Source organism: Ideonella sp. sgz306126 (genome assembly GCF_056032705.1).
In genome coordinates this window covers 809215-827219 of record NZ_JBVYWP010000002.1, presented here as the reverse complement: position 1 = coordinate 827219, position 18005 = coordinate 809215, and the positions used below count along the sequence as shown (strand labels likewise).

The window sequence follows — 18005 nt, the reverse complement described above, 5'->3', positions numbered from 1 at the left end:
TTCTATACAGCGACCGATCCAGGAGGACATGTGCTTGCGGTTTGAAAATATTATCAGCACAATGCCGCACGCCGGGCCGCCTCGCCCGGACTCTTCCGACACGACGCGCCACCATGTCCTGCCCCCCCGCCCTGCCGCACGCCCCTGCCGACCTCCTCGCGCTGCACAGCCGCGGCGCGACGCTGATGCTGGAGATCCACGCCGACGAAGCCCCGTTGTGGCGCTACTGGGGCCCGCGCCTGCCCGAGGGCACCACGCCGGGGCCGGTCCTGCGCGACGAACGGCCGCTGCCCTCCTTCATGCTCGACTTCGACCAGCCGCTGACGCTGGCGCCCACCTTCGGCGTCGGCTGGTTCGGCCACAGCGCCTTGCTGGCGCACCGTGCCGGCCACGACTTCGCACAGGCCGTCACCCGTTGCGAGGTGGAATGGCTGGCGCCCGGCCGCGCAGTGCGCCTGCATCTGCACGACGAGGTGGCCCACTGCCGCCTGAGCGTCGCGCTGCGCCTCGACGACGCCAGCGACGTGCTGGTGATGCAGACCGAGCTGCACAACACTGGTGATTCGCCGCTGGACGTGCAATGGCTGGCGGCCGGCACGCTGCCGCTGCCCGGCCGGGCGAACGCGGTGCGCAGCTATGCCGGCCAGCACAACCACGAATTCCTGCTGCAGGTGGACCCGCTCTCGCGCAGCCAGTGGCGGCGCGAGAACCGGCGCGGCCGCACCTCGCACGATTGCTTTCCGGGCGCCGTCGTCACCACGCCCGGCGCCACCGACGACGCGGGCCTGGTCTACGGCGCACACCTGGCCTGGTCGGGCAACCACCAGCAGACCATCGACTGGCTGCACGACGGCCAGTACCAGTGGCAGCTGGGCGAATGGCTGGCACCGGGCGAAGGGCTGCTGGCCCCCGGCCAATCGCTCCGGACCCCCGAACTGGTGGCGACGCTGTCCTGCGCCGGCCTGAACGGCCTGGCCGCCAACTTCCACGCCGAACTGCGCTCGCGCCTGCCGTGGGACGGCGGCGCGATGAAGCCGCGGCCGGTGCACCTCAACACCTGGGAAGGGCTGTACTTCGACCATCGCCTGCCGGACCTCCAGGCACTGGCCGACGCCGCCGCCGCGGTGGGCGTGGAGCGCTTCGTGCTGGACGACGGCTGGTTCCAGGGCCGCCACCACGACCGGGCGGCGCTCGGCGACTGGTGGCCCGACCCCGGCAAGTACCCCGACGGCCTGGCCCCGCTGGCACAGCACGTGACGGACCTGGGCATGGAATTCGGCCTCTGGTTCGAACCCGAGATGGTCAACCCCGACAGCGAGCTGTACCGTGCGCATCCCGACTGGGCGCTGCAGCTCACCGGCCGCCCGGTGCTGACCGCGCGCAACCAGCTGGTGCTCGACCTCTCGCGCCCCGAAGCCAGCCAATACCTGTTCGACCGGATCGACGCCCTGCTCGCGGCGCTGCCGATCCGCTACGTCAAGTGGGACCACAACCGCGACCTGACCACCGCCGGCCTGGGCAACGGCCTGCCCGGCTACCGGGCGCAGGTGCTGGCGGCCTACGCGCTGATGGCGCGGCTGCGCGCGGCGCACCCCGCCGTCGAGATCGAAAGCTGTTCGGGCGGCGGCGGCCGCATCGACTTCGCGGTGCTGCGCCACACCCACCGTGTCTGGACCAGCGACTGCATCGACGCGCTGTCGCGCGTGGCCATCCAGCGCGGCTTCCTGCAGTTCTTCCCGCCCGAGATCATGGGCGCGCACATCGGCACCGCCCCCGCGCATTCGACCGGCCGCAGCCAGGCGATGGCCTTTCGCGGCGCCGTGGCGCTGCCCGGCCACCTGGGCGTCGAATTGGACGTTCGCCGGCTGGACGACCGCCAGGCGGCCGAGCTGAAAGGCTGGATCGCGCTGTACAAGCAATGGCGTGGCCGCTTGCACCGGGGGCGGGTGTGGTTGGGCGAGGCGCTGGACCACGTCGTCTGGCAGGCCCACGGCGACAGCGACGAGCTGCTGCTGCTGAGCTACCGCCTGCAGCCCAGCTCGCAGCGCTACCCGGGCCGGATCGCGCTGGCGATGCTCGACGAACAGGCACGCTACCGCGTCACAGCCGTCACCCCGGACGCCTTGCCGGCGGGTGCGCTGTACCACGGCAGCGCGCCCTACTTCGAGTCGCTGCGCACGCCCGACGGCGTGGTGCTGGACGGCGCCTGGCTCAAGCACGCCGGCCTGCCGCTGCCGCGCAGCCAGGCCGAGACGGCGTTCATCGTGCACCTGCAACGCCTTTGACGCACCGACGCGATGACCCCCTTCGATCCGACCGAGCATTCCCACCGCCGCTTCAACCCGCTGAACGGCCAGTGGGTCCTGGTGTCGCCGCACCGCGCCCGCCGACCGTGGCAGGGCCAGCAGGAGCCGGCCGCCGCCGCGCCTCGCGCCGCCCACGATCCGCAGTGCTACCTGTGCGCCGGCAACCGCCGCGTGACCGGCGAGCTCAACCCGGACTACCGCGGCACCTTCGTGTTCGACAACGATTTCGCGGCGCTGATGCACGACGCGCCCGAGGCCCCCGCGAACGCAGACCCGTTGTTCCGGCAGCAGGCGGCACGCGGCACCAGCCGGGTGATCTGCTTCTCGCCCGACCATTCGCGCACCCTGCCCGAGCTGGCGCTGCCGGCGATCCGCGGCGTGGTCGACACCTGGGCCGCGCAGACCGGGACGCTGGGCGCCGATTGGCGCTGGGTGCAGGTGTTCGAAAACAAGGGCGCGATGATGGGCTGCTCGAACCCGCACCCGCACGGCCAGGTCTGGGCCTGCGATTTCCTGCCCAGCGAGGTCTCGGCGGAGCAGCACCACCAGCGCGAATACCTGCGCATCCACCGCCAGCCGATGCTGCTGGCGCTGGCCGAGCGGGAATGCCGCGCGGGCGAGCGGGTGGTGGTGCAGGGCGCGCAGTGGGTGGCGGTGGTGCCGTACTGGGCCACCTGGCCGTTCGAGACCTTGCTGCTGCCGCGCTTCGCGGTGCAGCGCCTGGACCAGCTCGACGCCGACCAGCGCGACGACCTGGCCCGCGTTCTGCAGGAGCTGACCGCGCGCTACGACAACCTGTTCCAGTGCTCGTTCCCCTATTCGATGGGCTGGCATGGCGCGCCGTTCGAGCCCGGACGGCCGACCCCCGACCCGGCGTGGCAGCTGCACGCCCATTTCTACCCGCCGCTGCTGCGCTCGGCCGCGGTGCGCAAGTTCATGGTCGGCTTCGAGATGCTGGCCGAGGCGCAACGCGACCTGACGGCCGAACAGGCCGCCGATCGCCTGCGCACCGTGCCGGCCCGCCACTACCGCAGCCTGTGAGGCCACCATGTTGACTCCTCCCCTGACGGAGCGGCTGCTGGCGGCCTTCTTCGGTGCCTTCGATGCCGCGCCCGCTGCGTGGGTGCGCGCGCCCGGCCGGGTCAACCTGATCGGCGAACACACCGACTACAACGACGGTTTCGTGCTGCCCTGCGCGATCGACGCCCAGACCCTGGTCGCCATCCAGCCGCGCGACGACGCCCGGGTCCGGGTGGTCGCCTGCGACGAAGGCAACGCGATCGACGAGGTCTGGCTCGACGCGCCGATCGCCCAGGCGCCCGGAAAACCCTGGGCCAACCATGTGCGCGGCGTGTTGCAGATGATGCGCGAGCGCGGCATGCCGGCGCGGGGCGCGAACCTCGCGATCGCCGGCGACGTGCCGCGCGGCGCCGGACTGTCGTCGTCGGCCTCGCTGGAAGTGGCGGTGGCCCAGGCCTTCAAGACGCTGCACCGGCTCGACACGCTGACGCCCGACGACCTCGCCCTGGTGGCGCAGCGCGCCGAGAACCTCTTCGTCGGTTGCCAGTGCGGCATCATGGACCCGCTGATCTCCGCCCGCGGCCAGGCCGGCCACGCCCTGCTGATCGACTGCCGCAGCCTGGACACCCGGCCGGTGCCGCTGCCCGACGACGTCGCGGTGATGATCGTCCACTCCCGCGTCCGCCGCGGCCTGGTGGACAGCGAATACAACCTGCGCCGCGAACAATGCGAGGCCGCTGCCCGCCACCTGGGCGTGGCCGCGCTGCGCGATGCCACGCTCGCGCAACTGCAGGCCTGCGGCGGCGCGATGGACGCGCTCACGTGGCGCCGCGCCCGCCATGTCGTCACCGAGAACCAGCGCACGCTGGCCGCGGCCGATGCGCTGGCGGCGGGCGACCTGGGCGAGATGGGCCGGCTGATGGCAGCCTCGCACGCTTCGATGCGCGACGATTTCGAGATCACCGTGCCGGCCATCGACCGCCTGGTGGCGTTGCTGCAGAGCGCGATCGGCGACGCCGGCGGCGCACGCATGACCGGGGGCGGGTTCGGCGGCTGCGTGGTCGCCTTGCTGCCTGCCGCGCGGGCCGACGCGGTGCGCGAGCGGGTGGAGCGCGAGTACCGCTCGCCGGACGGCCTGCCGGGCACCGTCTACCTGTGCCGGCCGGCCGACGGCGCGGGCCTGCTGGCGCCGCCGGGCCGCTAGGCGCGGCCGCTCGCCCTGGGCGCCCTATCATCGGCGCCGAACTCGACCCCACCCGCCCATGAACGCCACGCGCAAGCCCCCGCCCGGCCGACGCCGCCCCACCATGACCGACGTGGCCAAGGCGGCAGGCGTGTCGCAGTCCACCGTGTCCATGGTGCTGAACAACGTCAGCGGCGCCCGGCTGTCGGACCAGACCCGCGCCAAGGTGCTGGGCATGGCGGTGAGCCTGGGTTACCGCATGCCGCGACGCGACCTGCTGCCGGCGCTGGCCGCCGCCACGGTGTCCGGCGGCGGCGCGCCGCGCAACCTGATCGGCTACCTGGTCGACGAGATCTCCACCAGCCCGCACCCGGTGGTGAGCGTGGACGGCGCACGCGATGCCGCCTGGGAGCAAGGCTGCCTGCTGAACGTCGCGGTGACCCGCAACAACGCCGAGCAGGAGGCCGCTGCGATTGCCGCGCTGCGCGCCAATCCGGCCTTGCTGGGCATCATCTACTCGACCATCTTCACCCGCGAGGTGCAGCCGCCCGACAGCCTGAACGGCGTGCCGACGGTGCTGCTGAACTGCCACGACGCCGCCCGCCGGCTGCCGGCCATCGTGCCCGGCGAAGTGGCGGGGGGCCACACCGCGACCGAATACCTGATCCTGCAGGGCCACACGCGGATCGCCTTCATCAATGGCGAGCCCTGGATGGAGGCCGCGCAGGACCGCTTCAAGGGCTACCGCCGAGCGTTGGCCACCGCCGACCTGCCCTTCGACCCGGCGCTGGTGAAGGACGGCGACTGGATGTCGGGCAGCGGCTTCGACGGCACGCTGCAGCTGATGCAGCTGGAGCGCCCGCCCACCGCCATCTTCTGCGCCAACGACTTGATGGCGCTGGGCGCCCTCGAGGCGCTGAAGCAGCTGGGCCGGCGGGTGCCCGAGGACGTGTCGGTGATGGGCTATGACGACCAGGAAATCTCCCGCCACACCCATCCGCCGCTGACCACGCTGGTGCTGCCCAACTACGAGATGGGCCAGGCGGCGGTGGAGGCCCTGATGCGCCTGACCCAGCCCGACGCCCTGCCCGCGCGGACCCGGCGCACGCTGACCAAGATCGACGGGCCGCTGGTGCTGCGCGAGTCGGTGGCGGCGCCGGGCGCACCCGGCGCCGCGCGCATCGCCCGCCGTTGACGCTCAGGCGCCTCGGCTGCTCTCGCGCACTTCGAGCGTGGTGGGCAGCAGCGTCGGCTGGGGCTTGGCGCCGCCGAGCTGCGACAGCAGCTGCGCGATCAGGGCCTGGCCGGCCTCGGCGATGGGCTGTCGCACGGTGGTCAGCGGCGGGTGGAAGTGCCTGGCCAGCTCGATGTCGTCGTAGCCCGCCACCCGCACGTCGTCGGGCACGCGCCGGCCCAGGCGGCGCAGCGTGCTGATCACCGTCATCGCCATCAGGTCACTGGCGGCAAACACCGCGTCGAACGGTGGGCCGTCGGCCACCAGTTGCTCGACCTCGCGCTCGATCGCTTCGCGCACGAAGGGCGCGGCGCGGGTCAGGCGCGGATCGGGTGTCCGCCCGGCATCTTTCAGCGCCCGCAGGTAGCCTTGATGGCGCAGCTCGACCTCGGGCAGCCCGGGGTCGCCGAAGAAGGCCACCCGCTGGGCCCCCTGGGCCAGCAGATGGGCGGTGGCCAGGCGCCCGCCCTGCAGGTTGTCCGAGCCCACCGTGGCATACAGCTGGCCGGGCAGCTGGCCGCCCCACACGACGAAGGGCACGCCGCGCACCGCCATCTCGTTCAGCTGATCGTGGCGATGCCACTGGCCCACCAGCACGATGCCCGCGGCGCGGCCGGTCTCGAAGCTCTGCGCCGCCAGGTCCAGCCGGTCGGCGTCGACGCGCGACAGCAGCATGTCGTAGCCCCGGTCGGTCAGCGCGTCGGCCAGGCTGCCGATCAGACTCAGGAAGAACGGATCGGACAGGTGCTGGCGCGTCGCCGGGTCGTACGGCACGTTGACCGCGATCGTGCGGTTCTGCTTGAGCCGCAGGTTCTGCGCACCGACGTTGATGCTGTAGTTCAGCGACTTGGCCAGTTCGGCCACGCGCCGACGGGTGGCTTCGTTGACCAGCGGGCTGCCGGCCAGCGCCCGCGACACGGTGGACACCGAGACACCCGCCAGGCGGGCGATATCGGCCATCTGCAGCCGCGAGGCGCGGCCGGTGGACGCGGCCGGGACCGGGACCGGGGCCGCGGGAACCGGAGCGGGGGCAGGAGCGGACTTGGATTTCGGCATGGGTGAGTCGACGGCGGTGGCCGGGCCTGGCGCCCCGGACGGGGGGCCCTCCGGCCTCGGCATCAACCGGCGATGGTAGCTGCCGCCGACGCGGTCCGCCGCCCCCTTACTTGGCCGTGGGCATCACGAACTCGGCGCCCTTGGCGATGCTCGCCGGCCAGCGCTGCATGATGCTCTTCTGCTTGGTGTAGAAGCGCACGCCCTCTTCGCCGTACGCGTGCATGTCGCCGAACAGGCTCTTCTTCCAGCCGCCGAAGCCGTGCCAGGCCATCGGCACCGGGATCGGCACATTGATGCCCACCATGCCCACCTGCACCCGGCGGCTGAACTCGCGCGCCACGTTGCCGTCGCTGGTGAAGCAGGCCACGCCGTTGCCGAACTCGTGCGCGTTCACCAGCTGCAGCGCGCTGGCGAAATCGGGCACGCGCACGCAGGCCAGCACCGGACCGAAGATCTCTTCCTTGTAGATGCGCATCTGCGGCGTGACGTGGTCGAACAGCGTGCCACCGGTGAAGAAGCCTTGCTCGTGGCCGGCCACCTTCAGGCCGCGGCCGTCGACCACCAGCTGCGCGCCTTCGTCCACGCCCAGCGCGATGTAGCCCTCGATGCGTTCCTTGGCCTGGGCGGTGACGATGGGGCCCATCTCGGCGTCGAGCTCCATGCCGTTCTTGATCTTCAGCGCCTTGGCGCGCTCGGCCAGCTTGGGCACGACCTTGTCGGCCACGTCGCCCACCAGCACCGCCACGCTGATCGCCATGCAGCGCTCGCCGGCCGAGCCGTAGGCCGCGCCGATCAGCGCGTCGACGGCCTGGTCCACGTCGGCGTCGGGCATCACCACCATGTGGTTCTTCGCGCCGCCCAGCGCCTGCACGCGTTTGCCGTTCCGCGCGCCCGTCTCGTAGATGTACTGCGCGATCGGCGTCGAGCCGACGAAGCTCACCGCCTTCACGTCGGGGTGGTTCAGCAGCGTGTCCACCGCCAGCTTGTCGCCCTGCACGACGTTGAACACGCCGTCGGGCAGGCCGGCCTGCTTCAGCAGCTCGGCGATGAACAGGCTGGGTGACGGGTCCCGCTCGCTGGGCTTGAGCACGAAGGTGTTGCCCGTGGCCAGCGCCACCGGGAACATCCACATCGGGACCATCACCGGGAAGTTGAACGGCGTGATGCCGGCCACCACGCCCAGCGGCTGGCGCAGCGTCCAGTTGTCGATGCCGGTGCCGACCTGGTCGGTGAAGTCGCTCTTGAGCAGCTGCGGCGCGCCGCAGGCGAACTCGACGATCTCGATGCCGCGCGTCACCTCGCCCTGCGCATCGGTGAAGACCTTGCCGTGCTCGGCGGTGATCATCGCGGCCAGCGTGTCCTTGTGCTGGTTCAGCAGGCCCAGGAAGGCGTTGAGCACGCGGGCGCGGCGGATCGGCGGCGTGTCGGCCCAGGCCGGAAAGGCCGCGGCGGCGGCCGCCACGGCGGCGTTCACGTCGGCCGCACTGGCCAGTTGCACCTGGCGCGCCACCGCGCCGGTGGCCGGGTTGAAGACCGCCTGCTGGCGATCGCCGTTGCCGGGGTGGCGTTGGCCGCCGATGAAATGCGCCACGGTGGTGGTCTTCGTGAAAGCTTCAGGGGCACCCATGGGAGTCTCCAGTGCAGGTTGCGAATGCGGCCAGTCTAGGCACCGGCGGACGCGCTGCCAATCTCACAGGCCTGGATTCATTGTTCACGATGGTGAACAATCATCTCCAAAATGAGGAATCAATCGATGCGCTCCCCCCCTTCGCACCGCGCCCCGCCGTGGGCCCATGTCTACGCGCTAACCGTGCTCGGCGACACCGGCAGCTTCACCGCCGCCGCGCAGCGTCTGGGCTTGAGCAAGGCGGCGATGAGCCAGCGCGTGACCGAACTGGAAGCGGCCGCCGGCGTGCCGCTGGTGCGGCGCACCACCCGCAGCGTGCGGCTGACCGAGGCCGGCCAGCAGTTGAGCGACCACAGCCGCGGCGCGTTCGCCACGATCGATCAGGCCTTCGCCGGCGTGAAGGACCTGGCCGCGGCGCCGCGTGGCCTGCTGCGCGTCACCGCCCCGGTGGCGCTGGCGCGCCAGCAGGTCGTGCCGCTGCTGCCGACCTTCTTGCGCCGTTATCCCGAACTGCGGCTGGAGCTGGATTTGTCCGACCGGCTCAGCCCGCTGGCACAGGAAGGCTTCGATCTGGCGATCCGGCACACCAGCACGCCGCCCGACACCCATGTCGCCTGGGCCTTGTGCGAAACCCGCTCGGTGCTGGCCGCCAGCCCCGCCTACCTGCACCAGCGGCCGGCGCCGCAGCAACCGGCGGACCTGGCGGCCCACGATTGCCTGCACTACCCCCGCCCGGGCGACACGCCCTTGTGGTCGCTGGAGCCCCTGGCCGGCGGCGCGCGCGTGAGCGTGCCGGTGCGCGGCCCGCTGGCGGCCAACAACAGCGAGGCGCTGCGCGAGGCGGCGGTGGGCGGACTGGGCATCGCCCTGCTGCCCGATTTCAGCGCCCAGGCCGCGCTGGCCGCGGGCCATCTGGTGATGGTGCTGCCGGCGTGGCGGCCGGTGGGCGCTTTCGGCACCCATCTGTGGGCGATCCGCCCCCACACCGCCCAGGTGCCACGCGCCGTGCGGCTGCTGGTCGATCACCTGCGCGAGGCCTTGAAGAGCGGCTTCGGCAACCCGGTGGCCGGCGGCGAACGGCGAAAAAAAACGACCTGATCCTTGCGGACCAGGTCGGGCAAAGTCCTCCAAGAGGACGTCGTTGGGACCGGTGGCGTCACCGTGCCGGACGGGCCACGGGCGACGGGAAGGCGGCTGGACCGCTGGCGTTCAACGCCGTGGAGGGAACCGCTGCGCCCTGACGCGAGAACGGGACTGTAGAAGCGCCCCTCGGCCACCGCCATCCCCCAGACTGGGGACGACGGCGCCGTGGCGCAACGGTTCGCCGCCCGCCGCGGGACAATGGCAGCATGAATGCCGCCGCCAAGCCTCCCGCCACGCCCCTCACCGAGGCCGACATGGCCGAACTCGAACGCCGGCTCGACGCGGTGCCACCGCCTCTGGAACCGCTGGACCTGATGATGCTCGACGGCTTCCTGGTCGGCGTGCTGCTGCAGCCGGAGCCGCAGCCGGAGTCGCGCTGGATGCGCCACGTCAGCGACGTCGACGGACGCGAGTTGCCGGCGGGCTTCGACGCCGAGCCGCTGCGAGCCCTGGTGCGCCGCCGCCACGGCGAGCTGAACCGGGCGATCCATGGTCGCCAGTGGTTCGACCCCTGGGTGTTCGAACTCGACGACGACGCCGACCCGCTGGAAACCGTGATGCCCTGGGTCGCGGGTTTCGCCACCGCGATGGAGTTGTTCCCGCAGTTGATGCGCAACGACTCGCAGCAGGTGCTGGAGCCGCTGGCCGTGCTCTACCGGGCCTTCGACCCGGACGATCTGGAAGACGCCGATGACCTGCTGGAGATGATCGAGCAGATCGAGCCACCCGCCGATCTGGCCGAGGCGGTCGAAGGGCTGGTCACCAGCACCTTGCTGCTGGCCGACGTGACGCGGCCGCAGTCCGGCCCGGCCCGGCCCGCCGCGAAGCCACGGAGCGGCCGGCGCCCCGGCGCGCCACGCGCCCGCCGCTGAGACATCGGCGCCTGCCGCAGCAACGCAGCGCTCAGCGGAACACCCGCTGCGCGTGCAGGCCCAGGCCCTGGGCGACGCTGGCAAGACGGTCGCCGCGTACCGTGCGGGCCTGGCGGAACGGTGCAGCGATCCGCGTCGCCAACGGTGCCAGCCCGGTCGATCCGCCGGTGAGGTAGACGGCCTCGATGCGCTCGGGCGCCACGCCGGCCAGGCGCACGGTCTCGACACCGGCCTGAACGATGCGCTCCAGATCGGCCTCGATCGCGTCCATCGCCTGGGCCTCTCCCAGCAGCGCGACCAGATCGCGCTCGACGGCGTACAGGTCGATGTGGGCCTCGCGCCCCTCGGCGACGGCGATCTTGGCCGCCTCGGCTTCGGCCATCAGCGCGTGGCCCAGATGGTCGTCGACGATGGTCATCAGCCGGGCATGGAACTGCGGGTCGGCGTAGAAGCTCTTCATGCCGCGCAATTCCATCACCCGCTGCGGCGTGTAGACGGTGTTGATCAGGTGCCAGGTGGCGAGGTCGAAATAGACCTTGCTGGGCACCTCGCGTTCGGCCGGCGCCGGGCCGCGCGCCCGAAAGCCCGCCAGCGGCAGGATGGCCGCCAGCTCGACGTGGCGATCGAAATCGGTTCCGGCCACGTGCACGCCATGGCTGGCCAGCAGGTCGTCGGCACGGTCCAGCCGCTCGCGTCGCGCCGGGCCGACGCGCACCACCGAAAAGTCCGAGGTGCCGCCGCCGATGTCGGCCACCAGCACCAGCTGTTCGTGGTCGGTGCCGGACTCATAGTCGAGCGCGGCGGCGATCGGCTCGTACTGGAAGCTGACCTGGTCGAACCCGACCTGCCGGGCCGCCGCCTCCAGCGCCGCCTGCGCCTGGGCGTCGCGCTCGGGGTCGTCGTCGACGAAGAACACCGGCCGCCCCAGCACCACGCGGCGCAGCGGTGCGCCGGCCTGGGCTTCGGCGAGCGATTTCAGGTGGCGCAGATAGCCTGCGATGACATCGAGAAACTTCACCGAGTGGCCGCCGCCGACATCGGTGCCCTGCTCGACCAGCGAGGAGCCGAGCACGCTCTTCATCGAGCGCATCAGCCGGCCTTCCAGCCCTTCCACGTAGGCCGCCAGCGCGGCACGGCCATACAGGCAGCGCGGCGCGGCATGGCGCGCCTGGCCTTCCATCGTGTAGAAAACCGACGTGGGCATGGTGCGCTGGCCCGGCTCGACCTCGACCAGCCGCACCCGGCCCGGCCCGTCGGGCAAGGCGATCGCCGAGTTCGAGGTGCCGAAATCGATCGCGCAAAAAGGCAGGGCGGCGGGCATGAAGCGGCGCGGCGGCGGCGCCGGCGCAGAAGCGAAAGGGGCGCGATTGTGGCACGCGTCACCCGCCGGGCCGGCACGCCAGCGGCCACGTCCGCGCACGCCCGATGCCGGCGCTCGCGGCCGGCGCGGACTCGACCCGCGCTCAGGCCGGCACGACGACCTGCGGCGGCCGTGCCGGCCGCGCCGTGCCGCAGAACGCGAAGTCGAGCTGGGGCTGCTGGCCGGAGATCAGCTCGGCCAGCGCGCGGCCCGAGCCGGCGCCATGGGTCCACCCCAGCGTGCCGTGGCCGGCGTTGAGCCACAGGTTGGCGATCTTGCTGCGGCCGATGTAGGGCACGTTGTTGGGCGTGCTGGGGCGCAGGCCGCTCCAGTAGTTCGGCTCGCTGGTGTCGGCGACGCCGGGGAACAGCTCCTCATAGCGGCGCACCAGGGCGGCACAGCGGCGCTGCGCGGTCGCGCCGTCGAGGCTGGCGTCGTAGCCGGCCATCTCGGCGGTGCCGGCGATGCGGATCTCGTCGCCCAGGCGCGAGATCGCGATCTTGCGCGTGTCGTCCAGCAGGCTGACGACGCTGGCGTCCTGCGGCCGCTTCAGCTTGAGCGTGGCCGAGTAGCCCTTGGCCGGATAGATGTCCAGATCGACGCCCAGCGGACGCAGCAGCGGCGCGGTGAACGAACCCATCGCGGCCACGTACTGGTCGGCCTGCAGCGCGACGGCGCGGCCGCTGCGCTGCTCGCGCAAGCGCACCGAGCTGAGTTCGCCGCCGGCCCGCTCGAAACCGAGGACGTCGTGCTCCCACAGGAAATGCACGCCGCGTTCAGCACATCGGCGGGCCAGTTGCTGGGTGAAGACGCGGGCGTCGCCCGATTCGTCGCTGGGCGTGAAGGTGCCCCCGTGGATGTGCGGACCGAAGGCGGCCAGCGCCGGCTCGACCTTCAGCACCTCGTCGCGGCCCAGCACCCGGCGATCGACGCCGACCTGGCGCATCAGTTCGGCGGCCTGGGCACCGGACTCGAAGTCGGCCGCCGACGAGAAGAAATGCAGGATGCCGCGCTCCAGGCGGTTGTATTCGATGCCGGTGTCGGCCACCAGTTGCTTGAGCGAGGCGTGGCTGTAGGCGCCCAGCGCCACCAGCTGCCTGACGTTGCGCGCAAACGCCGCGTCGCTGCACTGGGTCAGGAACTTGGCGCCCCAGCGCCATTGGTACGGATCGAGCCGCGGGCGGAACAGCAGCGGCGAGTCGTCCCGCAGCAGCCACTTGGCGACCTTCAACGGCGCGCCGGCATTGGCCCAGGGCTCGCAGAAGCTGACCGAGATCTGCGCGCCGTTGGCGAAGCTGGTCTCCAGCGCCGCGTCGGGTTGGCGATCCACCACCGTCACCTCGTGACCTTGCTCGGCCAGATACCAGGCGGTGCTGATGCCAATGATGCCGCCGCCCAGAACCACCACTCGTTTCGTCATGCTTGCCTCACGTCTTGCGCCTGCGGCCGCAGCAGGAGGCTGCAGCACGGTGGGCGGATTCTCGACAAAAGGCAGCTCGCAATGAAGATGAATTAATTGAAATCACCAATCATTAGTTTTCATGATATTAAAACCAAACCAGGCTGAGCGCGCTGATCACCGCCATGGCCAGCATGAGCCAGAGCACCCATTGCGCGGGACTGAATCGCATGCGGACCTCGCCGGAATCGTGTTCGACCGGACGACCGAAGCAAACGGCGTTCCGTCCGGACTCGCGGGCCGGCGTGGAAATGGGGCCGGGAAGCGCCCTTCATCCGTGCATGGCGCCCCGTCGCGAGGCCGACACTCGGGCCCAACGCACCGGAGACCGCCATGCCCTTGCCGCTTCTCGCCAGCCGCCTGCGTCGATGGATGACGTCCTCGGCGACGCGACGCCGCGTCGACGACGCCGCCGACATGGGCACGGCCATCGGCCTGGAGTACTCGCTGGACCAAGCGCCTGCGCCGCGACCGGCCGGCACCGAAGCGGCCCGTGCCGCACCGGCCGCACGTCCGGCCTGGCTGAGCTGGCGCCGCGGCCACTGAAGTCGGGGACGCCCGACTCGACCCGGTCAGCGCACCAGCAGCAGCGGCGTCTGGCAGTGGGCGAGCACCTTGGTGACCACCGAGCCCATCACCAGATTGCCCAGCGTTCCGTGGCCATGCGAGCCCATCACCAGCAGGTCCGGGTGGTCCTTGGCGGCCTGGGCGGCGATGGCCTCGGCGGCCGGCCCGACCTTGGTGACGAACACCGCCGACAGCCCCTGCTTCTTGAAGAAGCTGCGGATCGGCTTGAAGACCTTCTCGGCCTCGTCGTCGTAGAACGCCTTGAGCTGCTCCTTGCTCAGCATGGCCGCGGCGCGTGCGGGCACCGCCATCACCGCATACACCACCGTGTACTGGTGCTGCGGCCCCAGCCACTCGTCATGGGCCGCCAGATACGCCAGCATGCGACGGGTGTAGGCACTACCGTCAGCGGCGACGAGAATCTTCATGGTGAGTCTCCTGCTCAAGGGCCGGGCCGCCAGTGTCGCATGCGGGGCCGTGGCGCCGGAGACGCCGCACCGGGGGCTCAGACGGTCAGCACGCGCAGCGCATCGAAGCCCTCGGCCTCGCCTTTCTTGACCAGCCCGCGCGCCTGGCAGATCACCCGCGCGTCGGCCCGGCCCGGCCGAGCCACGCGGTAATCGTGCCGGCAATGCAGATGGCCGTGCAGCCACAGGTCGGCCCGCGGCAACAGGTCGTCGTCGGCATTGCAGAAACTGGCCGACCCCGGTTGCTGGCCATAGCGCGGGTCGACGCTGCGCAGGCTGGGCGCGAAGTGGGTGACGGCCACGCAGGCGTCCCAGCGGCCCTGCGCCGGTTGGCTCAGCGCCTGTTCCAGCCAGGCCCGGCAGGCCAGGGCCTCCTCGCGCACCGCCGCGGCATCGAACGGCTGCCCGCGCTGGCGGCTGCGCTGCACGTTGACGAAGTACGCACCGGCGCGCATCGCGCGCTCGCGCTGGGCAGCGCCGAACAGGTCGAAGTCGCTCCAGCGCACCGTGCCGAGAAAGCGCACCCGGCGGCCATCGTCGCCTTGCAGCAGCGCCTCGGAGCGCTCCAGCAACGTGATGCCCAGCGCGGCGCAGCGCGCGTGCAGGCCGGCCCAGGCCTCGGCGATGTCGCGGCCATCGAACTCGTGGTTGCCGGCCACCATCAGCACCGGCACCGGCCAGCGCGCGAAGCGCTCCAGCCCGGCCCAGGTGGCGTCGATGTCGCCGGCCAGCACCAGCACCTCGGCCTCGGGCGCGGCCACCGGCTCAAAGGGCTCGGTTTCCAGATGCAGGTCGGACAGGAGTTGAATCCGCATCCTGTCGATGATCGCAGATGCGCGCCGCGGCCGGGCGCTGCGCTCAAACGCCGTCGAAACGCCAGGCGCCTTCGGCCACCACCTGGCTCAGCGGCAGGCGCTCGCTGGGCATCTCGCGCGCCTGCAGGGCGTCGGGCAGGCCGGCCTTGTCGCCGCGCTTGCCGATCGCGACCACCGCCTCGATCGCGACGTCCGCCGGCACGTTCAGCCGCTCGCGAAGCTTGGCCCCGTCGAAGCCGCCCATGCCGTGGGCGGACCAGCCGGCGTGGTGGACCTGCAGCGCCAGGCTCATCCAGGCCGCACCGGCGTCGAAGGAATGCCAGGGGTTGGGGTTGGCCTCGGTCTTGCCCGGCGGCACCGAGCTCTTCTTCGACAGCACCACCACCAGCGCCGAGGCCTTGGCAGCCCAGCCCTGGTTGAACGGCACCAGACCGTCGAAGATCGCCTGGAAGGCCGGCGTGCCGGTACGGCCGTACAGGAAACGCCAGGGCTGGATGTTCGACGCCGAAGGCGCCCAGCGCGCCGCCTCGAAGAAGGCCGACAGGGTGCTCTCGGCGATCGCCTCGCCGGTCATCGCGCGCGGCGACCAGCGCTCCAGGAACATCGGGTGAATGGCGTGGTCGGAGGTGCGGGGCGACGTCATGGCGGCAATCTCGGCGGGAAGTGGTGACGGCGCGGATTATCCGTTCGCCGGCCCCGCTTTGCCGAACCTGCCGCGCAGCGCGTCCACCGGGACGCACCGCGCGGCGGACCTCAGGCGGCCACCCGTGCGCTGAGGGTGGCCCGGGTGGCCTTGAGCTGCTCGGGCAGGTGGTAGGCCAGCTGCGCGAACAAGGCGTCGTGCAGCTTCAACTCCTCGGCCCAGGCCGTGGGCGACGCGTCGATGATGCTGTCGAACTGCTCGCGGCCGAAGGCCAGGCCGTTCCACTCCAGGTCTTCGTAGCGCGGGCTGATGCCGAAGAAGTGCTCTTCGCCGCCGGCCTGGCCTTCGAGGCGGTCGATCATCCACTTCAGCACGCGCATGTTGTCGCCGTAGCCCGGCCACACGAACTTGCCGTCGGCACCCTTGCGGAACCAGTTGACGCAGTAGATCCTGGGCAGCGTGCGGCCACTGGCTTCGAGCTTTTTCTCCATGTCCAGCCAGTGCTGGAAGTAGTCGCTCATGTTGTAGCCGGTGAAGGGCAGCATCGCGAACGGGTCGCGCCGCACCACGCCTTGCTGGCCGACCGCCGCCGCCGTGGTCTCGGAACCCATGGTGGCGGCCATGTAGACGCCTTCCTGCCAGTTGCGCGCCTCGGTCACCAGCGGCACGGTGGTGGAGCGGCGGCCGCCGAAGATGAAGGCGTCGATCGCCACGCCGGACGCATCGTCCCAGGCCGGATCCAGCGCCGGATTGTTGGTGGCGGCCACCGTGAAGCGCGAGTTCGGGTGGGCGGCCTTGGCGCCGGTTTCCTTGGCGATCGCCGGCGTCCAGTCCTTGCCTTGCCAGTCGATCGCGTGCTCGGGCGCCGGGCCCATGCCTTCCCACCAGACGTCGCCGTCGTCGGTCAGCGCGACATTGGTGAAGATCACGTCCTTGTGCAGGCTGGCCATGCAGTTCGGGTTGGTCTGCTCGTTGGTGCCCGGGGCGACGCCGAAGTAGCCCGCCTCGGGGTTGATCGCGTAGAGGCGGCCGTCGGCATGCGGCTTGATCCAGGCGATGTCGTCGCCGATGGTGGTGACCTTCCAGCCGTTCAGCGCGGTGGGTGGGATCAGCATCGCGAAATTGGTCTTGCCACAGGCGCTGGGGAACGCGGCCGCGACGTGGTACTTCTTGCCGGCCGGCGAGGTGACGCCCAGGATCAGCATGTGTTCGGCCAGCCAGCCCTGGTCACGCCCCATGGTGGAGGCGATGCGCAGCGCGAAGCATTTCTTGCCCAGCAGCGCGTTGCCGCCGTAGCCCGAGCCGTAGGACCAGATCTCGCGGGTCTCGGGGTAGTGCACGATGTACTTGGTGGTGTTGCAGGGCCAAGTCACGTCCTGTTGGCCAGGCTGCAGCGGCGCGCCCACGGTGTGCACGCAGGGCACGAAGCTGCCGTCGCTGCCCAGCAGATCGATCACGGCCTTGCCCATGCGGGTCATGATGCGCATGTTGACCGCGACGTAGGCCGAATCGGACAGTTCGACGCCGATGTGGGCGATCGGCGAGCCCAGCGGACCCATCGAGAACGGCACCACGTACAGCGTGCGGCCCTTCATGCAGCCCTTGAACAAGGCCTGGTCGCCGGTCTGCAGCAGCGTGCGCATCTCGGCCGGCGCCATCCAGTTGTTGGTCGGGCCGGCGTCTTCCTTCTTCTCGCTGCAGATGAAGGTGCGGTCTTCGACGCGGGCCACGTCCGACGGATCCGAACACGCCAGGTAGCTGCCGGGCCGCTTGGCCGGGTTGAGCTTCTTGAAGGTGCCGGCCTCGACCAGTTGCTGGCACAGGCGGTCGTACTCGGCCTGCGAGCCGTCGCACCAGTAGACATCCCGCGCTTCGGTGAGCGCGGCGATCTGGCCGACCCATTCGATCAAACGGGCATTTTTGACATAGGCGGGCGCGTTCACGCGGACACCTTCCGAGGCGGGGCGGTTCATGGGGACTCCAATCATCGAAACAAAGACGAAATTGGGCGAACCCCGCACCAGCACGACACCGCGCTGCCACGGGGCTCGCCCAATGCCGCGAACGTCAACCGGCCCGACCGGAAGCCCCGACCGGTTACACCGGACTTCCGTAAAAACCGCGCCGATTCCTGTCCCCAACGGGCCAGCACTCTCGATTTCAGTGTAACCGCGTGGTAACCCCGCCTCCTCGGCGGACTATGCAAATCCAGAATAAAGGCATGCCGGGGGCGCCTGCATCGGCGACGCGACG

General features: G+C 71.0%; 15 protein-coding genes. 7 read left to right on the top strand and 8 right to left on the bottom strand.

Annotated elements, in window-relative coordinates; translation table 11 throughout:
• Nucleotides 1-113 precede the first annotated feature (113 nt).
• The 4 genes from AC0N04_RS08290 (at nt 114) to AC0N04_RS08275 (ending at nt 5704) form a co-directional block, all read left to right on the top strand.
• A complete protein-coding gene (locus AC0N04_RS08290) occupies nt 114-2285 on the top strand; it encodes an alpha-galactosidase (protein WP_474280403.1) in 2172 nt (723 codons plus the stop codon).
• A gap of 12 nt (nt 2286-2297) precedes the next feature.
• Nucleotides 2298-3347 carry a UDP-glucose--hexose-1-phosphate uridylyltransferase gene (locus tag AC0N04_RS08285; RefSeq protein WP_474280401.1) on the top strand — a complete coding sequence of 350 codons (1050 nt, stop codon included), beginning with the start codon at nt 2298-2300 and terminating at the stop codon, nt 3345-3347.
• A gap of 7 nt (nt 3348-3354) precedes the next feature.
• Nucleotides 3355-4530, top strand: a complete 1176-nt coding sequence (galK, locus tag AC0N04_RS08280; RefSeq protein ID WP_474280399.1) for a galactokinase — start codon at nt 3355-3357, stop codon at nt 4528-4530.
• 103 nt (nt 4531-4633) lie between these two features.
• Nucleotides 4634-5704 (top strand): LacI family DNA-binding transcriptional regulator, encoded by a 1071-nt coding sequence (locus AC0N04_RS08275; RefSeq protein WP_474280530.1) that lies wholly within the window; start codon nt 4634-4636, stop codon nt 5702-5704.
• A gap of 3 nt (nt 5705-5707) precedes the next feature.
• Here the strand turns inward: AC0N04_RS08275 and AC0N04_RS08270 are convergent, their stop codons facing one another.
• The gene (locus AC0N04_RS08270; protein ID WP_474280397.1) at nt 5708-6703 is read right to left on the bottom strand and encodes a LacI family DNA-binding transcriptional regulator; all 996 of its coding nucleotides are present in this window, start codon (nt 6701-6703) and stop codon (nt 5708-5710) included.
• Between the two features lie 202 nt (nt 6704-6905).
• Nucleotides 6906-8426 (bottom strand): CoA-acylating methylmalonate-semialdehyde dehydrogenase, encoded by a 1521-nt coding sequence (locus AC0N04_RS08265; protein WP_474280395.1) that lies wholly within the window; start codon nt 8424-8426, stop codon nt 6906-6908.
• 126 nt (nt 8427-8552) lie between these two features.
• On the opposite strand from AC0N04_RS08265, the gene AC0N04_RS08260 reads away from it, so the two are divergent.
• Both AC0N04_RS08260 and AC0N04_RS08255 read left to right on the top strand, forming a co-directional pair.
• On the top strand, nt 8553-9524 hold the full coding sequence (locus AC0N04_RS08260; RefSeq protein ID WP_474280393.1) for a LysR family transcriptional regulator: 972 nt from the start codon (nt 8553-8555) through the stop codon (nt 9522-9524).
• Nucleotides 9525-9775: 251 nt separating this feature from the next.
• The gene (locus AC0N04_RS08255) at nt 9776-10441 is read left to right on the top strand and encodes a YecA/YgfB family protein (protein WP_474280391.1); all 666 of its coding nucleotides are present in this window, start codon (nt 9776-9778) and stop codon (nt 10439-10441) included.
• Nucleotides 10442-10472: 31 nt separating this feature from the next.
• Here AC0N04_RS08255 and AC0N04_RS08250 read toward each other — a convergent pair whose 3' ends face one another.
• Together AC0N04_RS08250 and AC0N04_RS08245 are read right to left on the bottom strand one after the other, a co-directional pair.
• Complete coding sequence (locus tag AC0N04_RS08250) at nt 10473-11750, bottom strand: Hsp70 family protein (protein ID WP_474280528.1); 1278 nt, start codon at nt 11748-11750, stop codon at nt 10473-10475.
• A gap of 154 nt (nt 11751-11904) precedes the next feature.
• Nucleotides 11905-13221 (bottom strand): D-amino acid dehydrogenase, encoded by a 1317-nt coding sequence (locus AC0N04_RS08245; protein WP_474280389.1) that lies wholly within the window; start codon nt 13219-13221, stop codon nt 11905-11907.
• 372 nt (nt 13222-13593) lie between these two features.
• Here AC0N04_RS08245 and AC0N04_RS08240 point away from each other — a divergent pair, with 372 nt between their 5' ends.
• Entirely contained in the window at nt 13594-13806 is a 213-nt protein-coding gene (locus AC0N04_RS08240) for a hypothetical protein (RefSeq protein WP_474280387.1), read from the top strand.
• A 26-nt stretch (nt 13807-13832) separates the two neighbouring features.
• On the opposite strand, the gene AC0N04_RS08235 is transcribed toward AC0N04_RS08240, so the two are convergent.
• The 4 genes from AC0N04_RS08235 to AC0N04_RS08220 all read right to left on the bottom strand — a co-directional run bounded on the left by AC0N04_RS08235 (nt 13833) and on the right by AC0N04_RS08220 (nt 17725).
• Complete coding sequence (locus tag AC0N04_RS08235; protein ID WP_474280385.1) at nt 13833-14255, bottom strand: universal stress protein; 423 nt, start codon at nt 14253-14255, stop codon at nt 13833-13835.
• Nucleotides 14256-14332: 77 nt separating this feature from the next.
• Nucleotides 14333-15109, bottom strand: a complete 777-nt coding sequence (locus tag AC0N04_RS08230) for a metallophosphoesterase (RefSeq protein WP_474280383.1) — start codon at nt 15107-15109, stop codon at nt 14333-14335.
• Nucleotides 15110-15152: 43 nt separating this feature from the next.
• Nucleotides 15153-15752 carry a nitroreductase family protein gene (locus tag AC0N04_RS08225; RefSeq protein ID WP_474280381.1) on the bottom strand — a complete coding sequence of 200 codons (600 nt, stop codon included), beginning with the start codon at nt 15750-15752 and terminating at the stop codon, nt 15153-15155.
• Between the two features lie 110 nt (nt 15753-15862).
• A complete protein-coding gene (locus AC0N04_RS08220) occupies nt 15863-17725 on the bottom strand; it encodes a phosphoenolpyruvate carboxykinase (GTP) (RefSeq protein WP_474280379.1) in 1863 nt (620 codons plus the stop codon).
• Between the last annotated feature and the right edge of the window lie 280 nt (nt 17726-18005).

Excerpts from the sequence above, each read along its gene's own strand:
- AC0N04_RS08245 (WP_474280389.1), bottom strand. The coding sequence starts at position 13,221 with ATGACGAAACGAGTGGTGGTTCTGGGCGGCGGCATCATTGGCATCAGC.
- AC0N04_RS08290 (WP_474280403.1), top strand. The coding sequence starts at position 114 with ATGTCCTGCCCCCCCGCCCTGCCGCACGCCCCTGCCGACCTCCTCGCG.
- galK (WP_474280399.1), top strand. The coding sequence starts at position 3,355 with ATGTTGACTCCTCCCCTGACGGAGCGGCTGCTGGCGGCCTTCTTCGGT.
- AC0N04_RS08285 (WP_474280401.1), top strand. The coding sequence starts at position 2,298 with ATGACCCCCTTCGATCCGACCGAGCATTCCCACCGCCGCTTCAACCCG.
- AC0N04_RS08255 (WP_474280391.1), top strand. The coding sequence starts at position 9,776 with ATGAATGCCGCCGCCAAGCCTCCCGCCACGCCCCTCACCGAGGCCGAC.
- AC0N04_RS08240 (WP_474280387.1), top strand. The coding sequence starts at position 13,594 with ATGCCCTTGCCGCTTCTCGCCAGCCGCCTGCGTCGATGGATGACGTCC.
- AC0N04_RS08260 (WP_474280393.1), top strand. The coding sequence starts at position 8,553 with ATGCGCTCCCCCCCTTCGCACCGCGCCCCGCCGTGGGCCCATGTCTAC.
- AC0N04_RS08235 (WP_474280385.1), bottom strand. The coding sequence starts at position 14,255 with ATGAAGATTCTCGTCGCCGCTGACGGTAGTGCCTACACCCGTCGCATG.
- AC0N04_RS08265 (WP_474280395.1), bottom strand. The coding sequence starts at position 8,426 with ATGGGTGCCCCTGAAGCTTTCACGAAGACCACCACCGTGGCGCATTTC.
- AC0N04_RS08275 (WP_474280530.1), top strand. The coding sequence starts at position 4,634 with ATGACCGACGTGGCCAAGGCGGCAGGCGTGTCGCAGTCCACCGTGTCC.
- AC0N04_RS08225 (WP_474280381.1), bottom strand. The coding sequence starts at position 15,752 with ATGACGTCGCCCCGCACCTCCGACCACGCCATTCACCCGATGTTCCTG.
- AC0N04_RS08230 (WP_474280383.1), bottom strand. The coding sequence starts at position 15,109 with ATGCGGATTCAACTCCTGTCCGACCTGCATCTGGAAACCGAGCCCTTT.
- AC0N04_RS08270 (WP_474280397.1), bottom strand. The coding sequence starts at position 6,703 with ATGGCCGATATCGCCCGCCTGGCGGGTGTCTCGGTGTCCACCGTGTCG.
- AC0N04_RS08220 (WP_474280379.1), bottom strand. The coding sequence starts at position 17,725 with ATGAACCGCCCCGCCTCGGAAGGTGTCCGCGTGAACGCGCCCGCCTAT.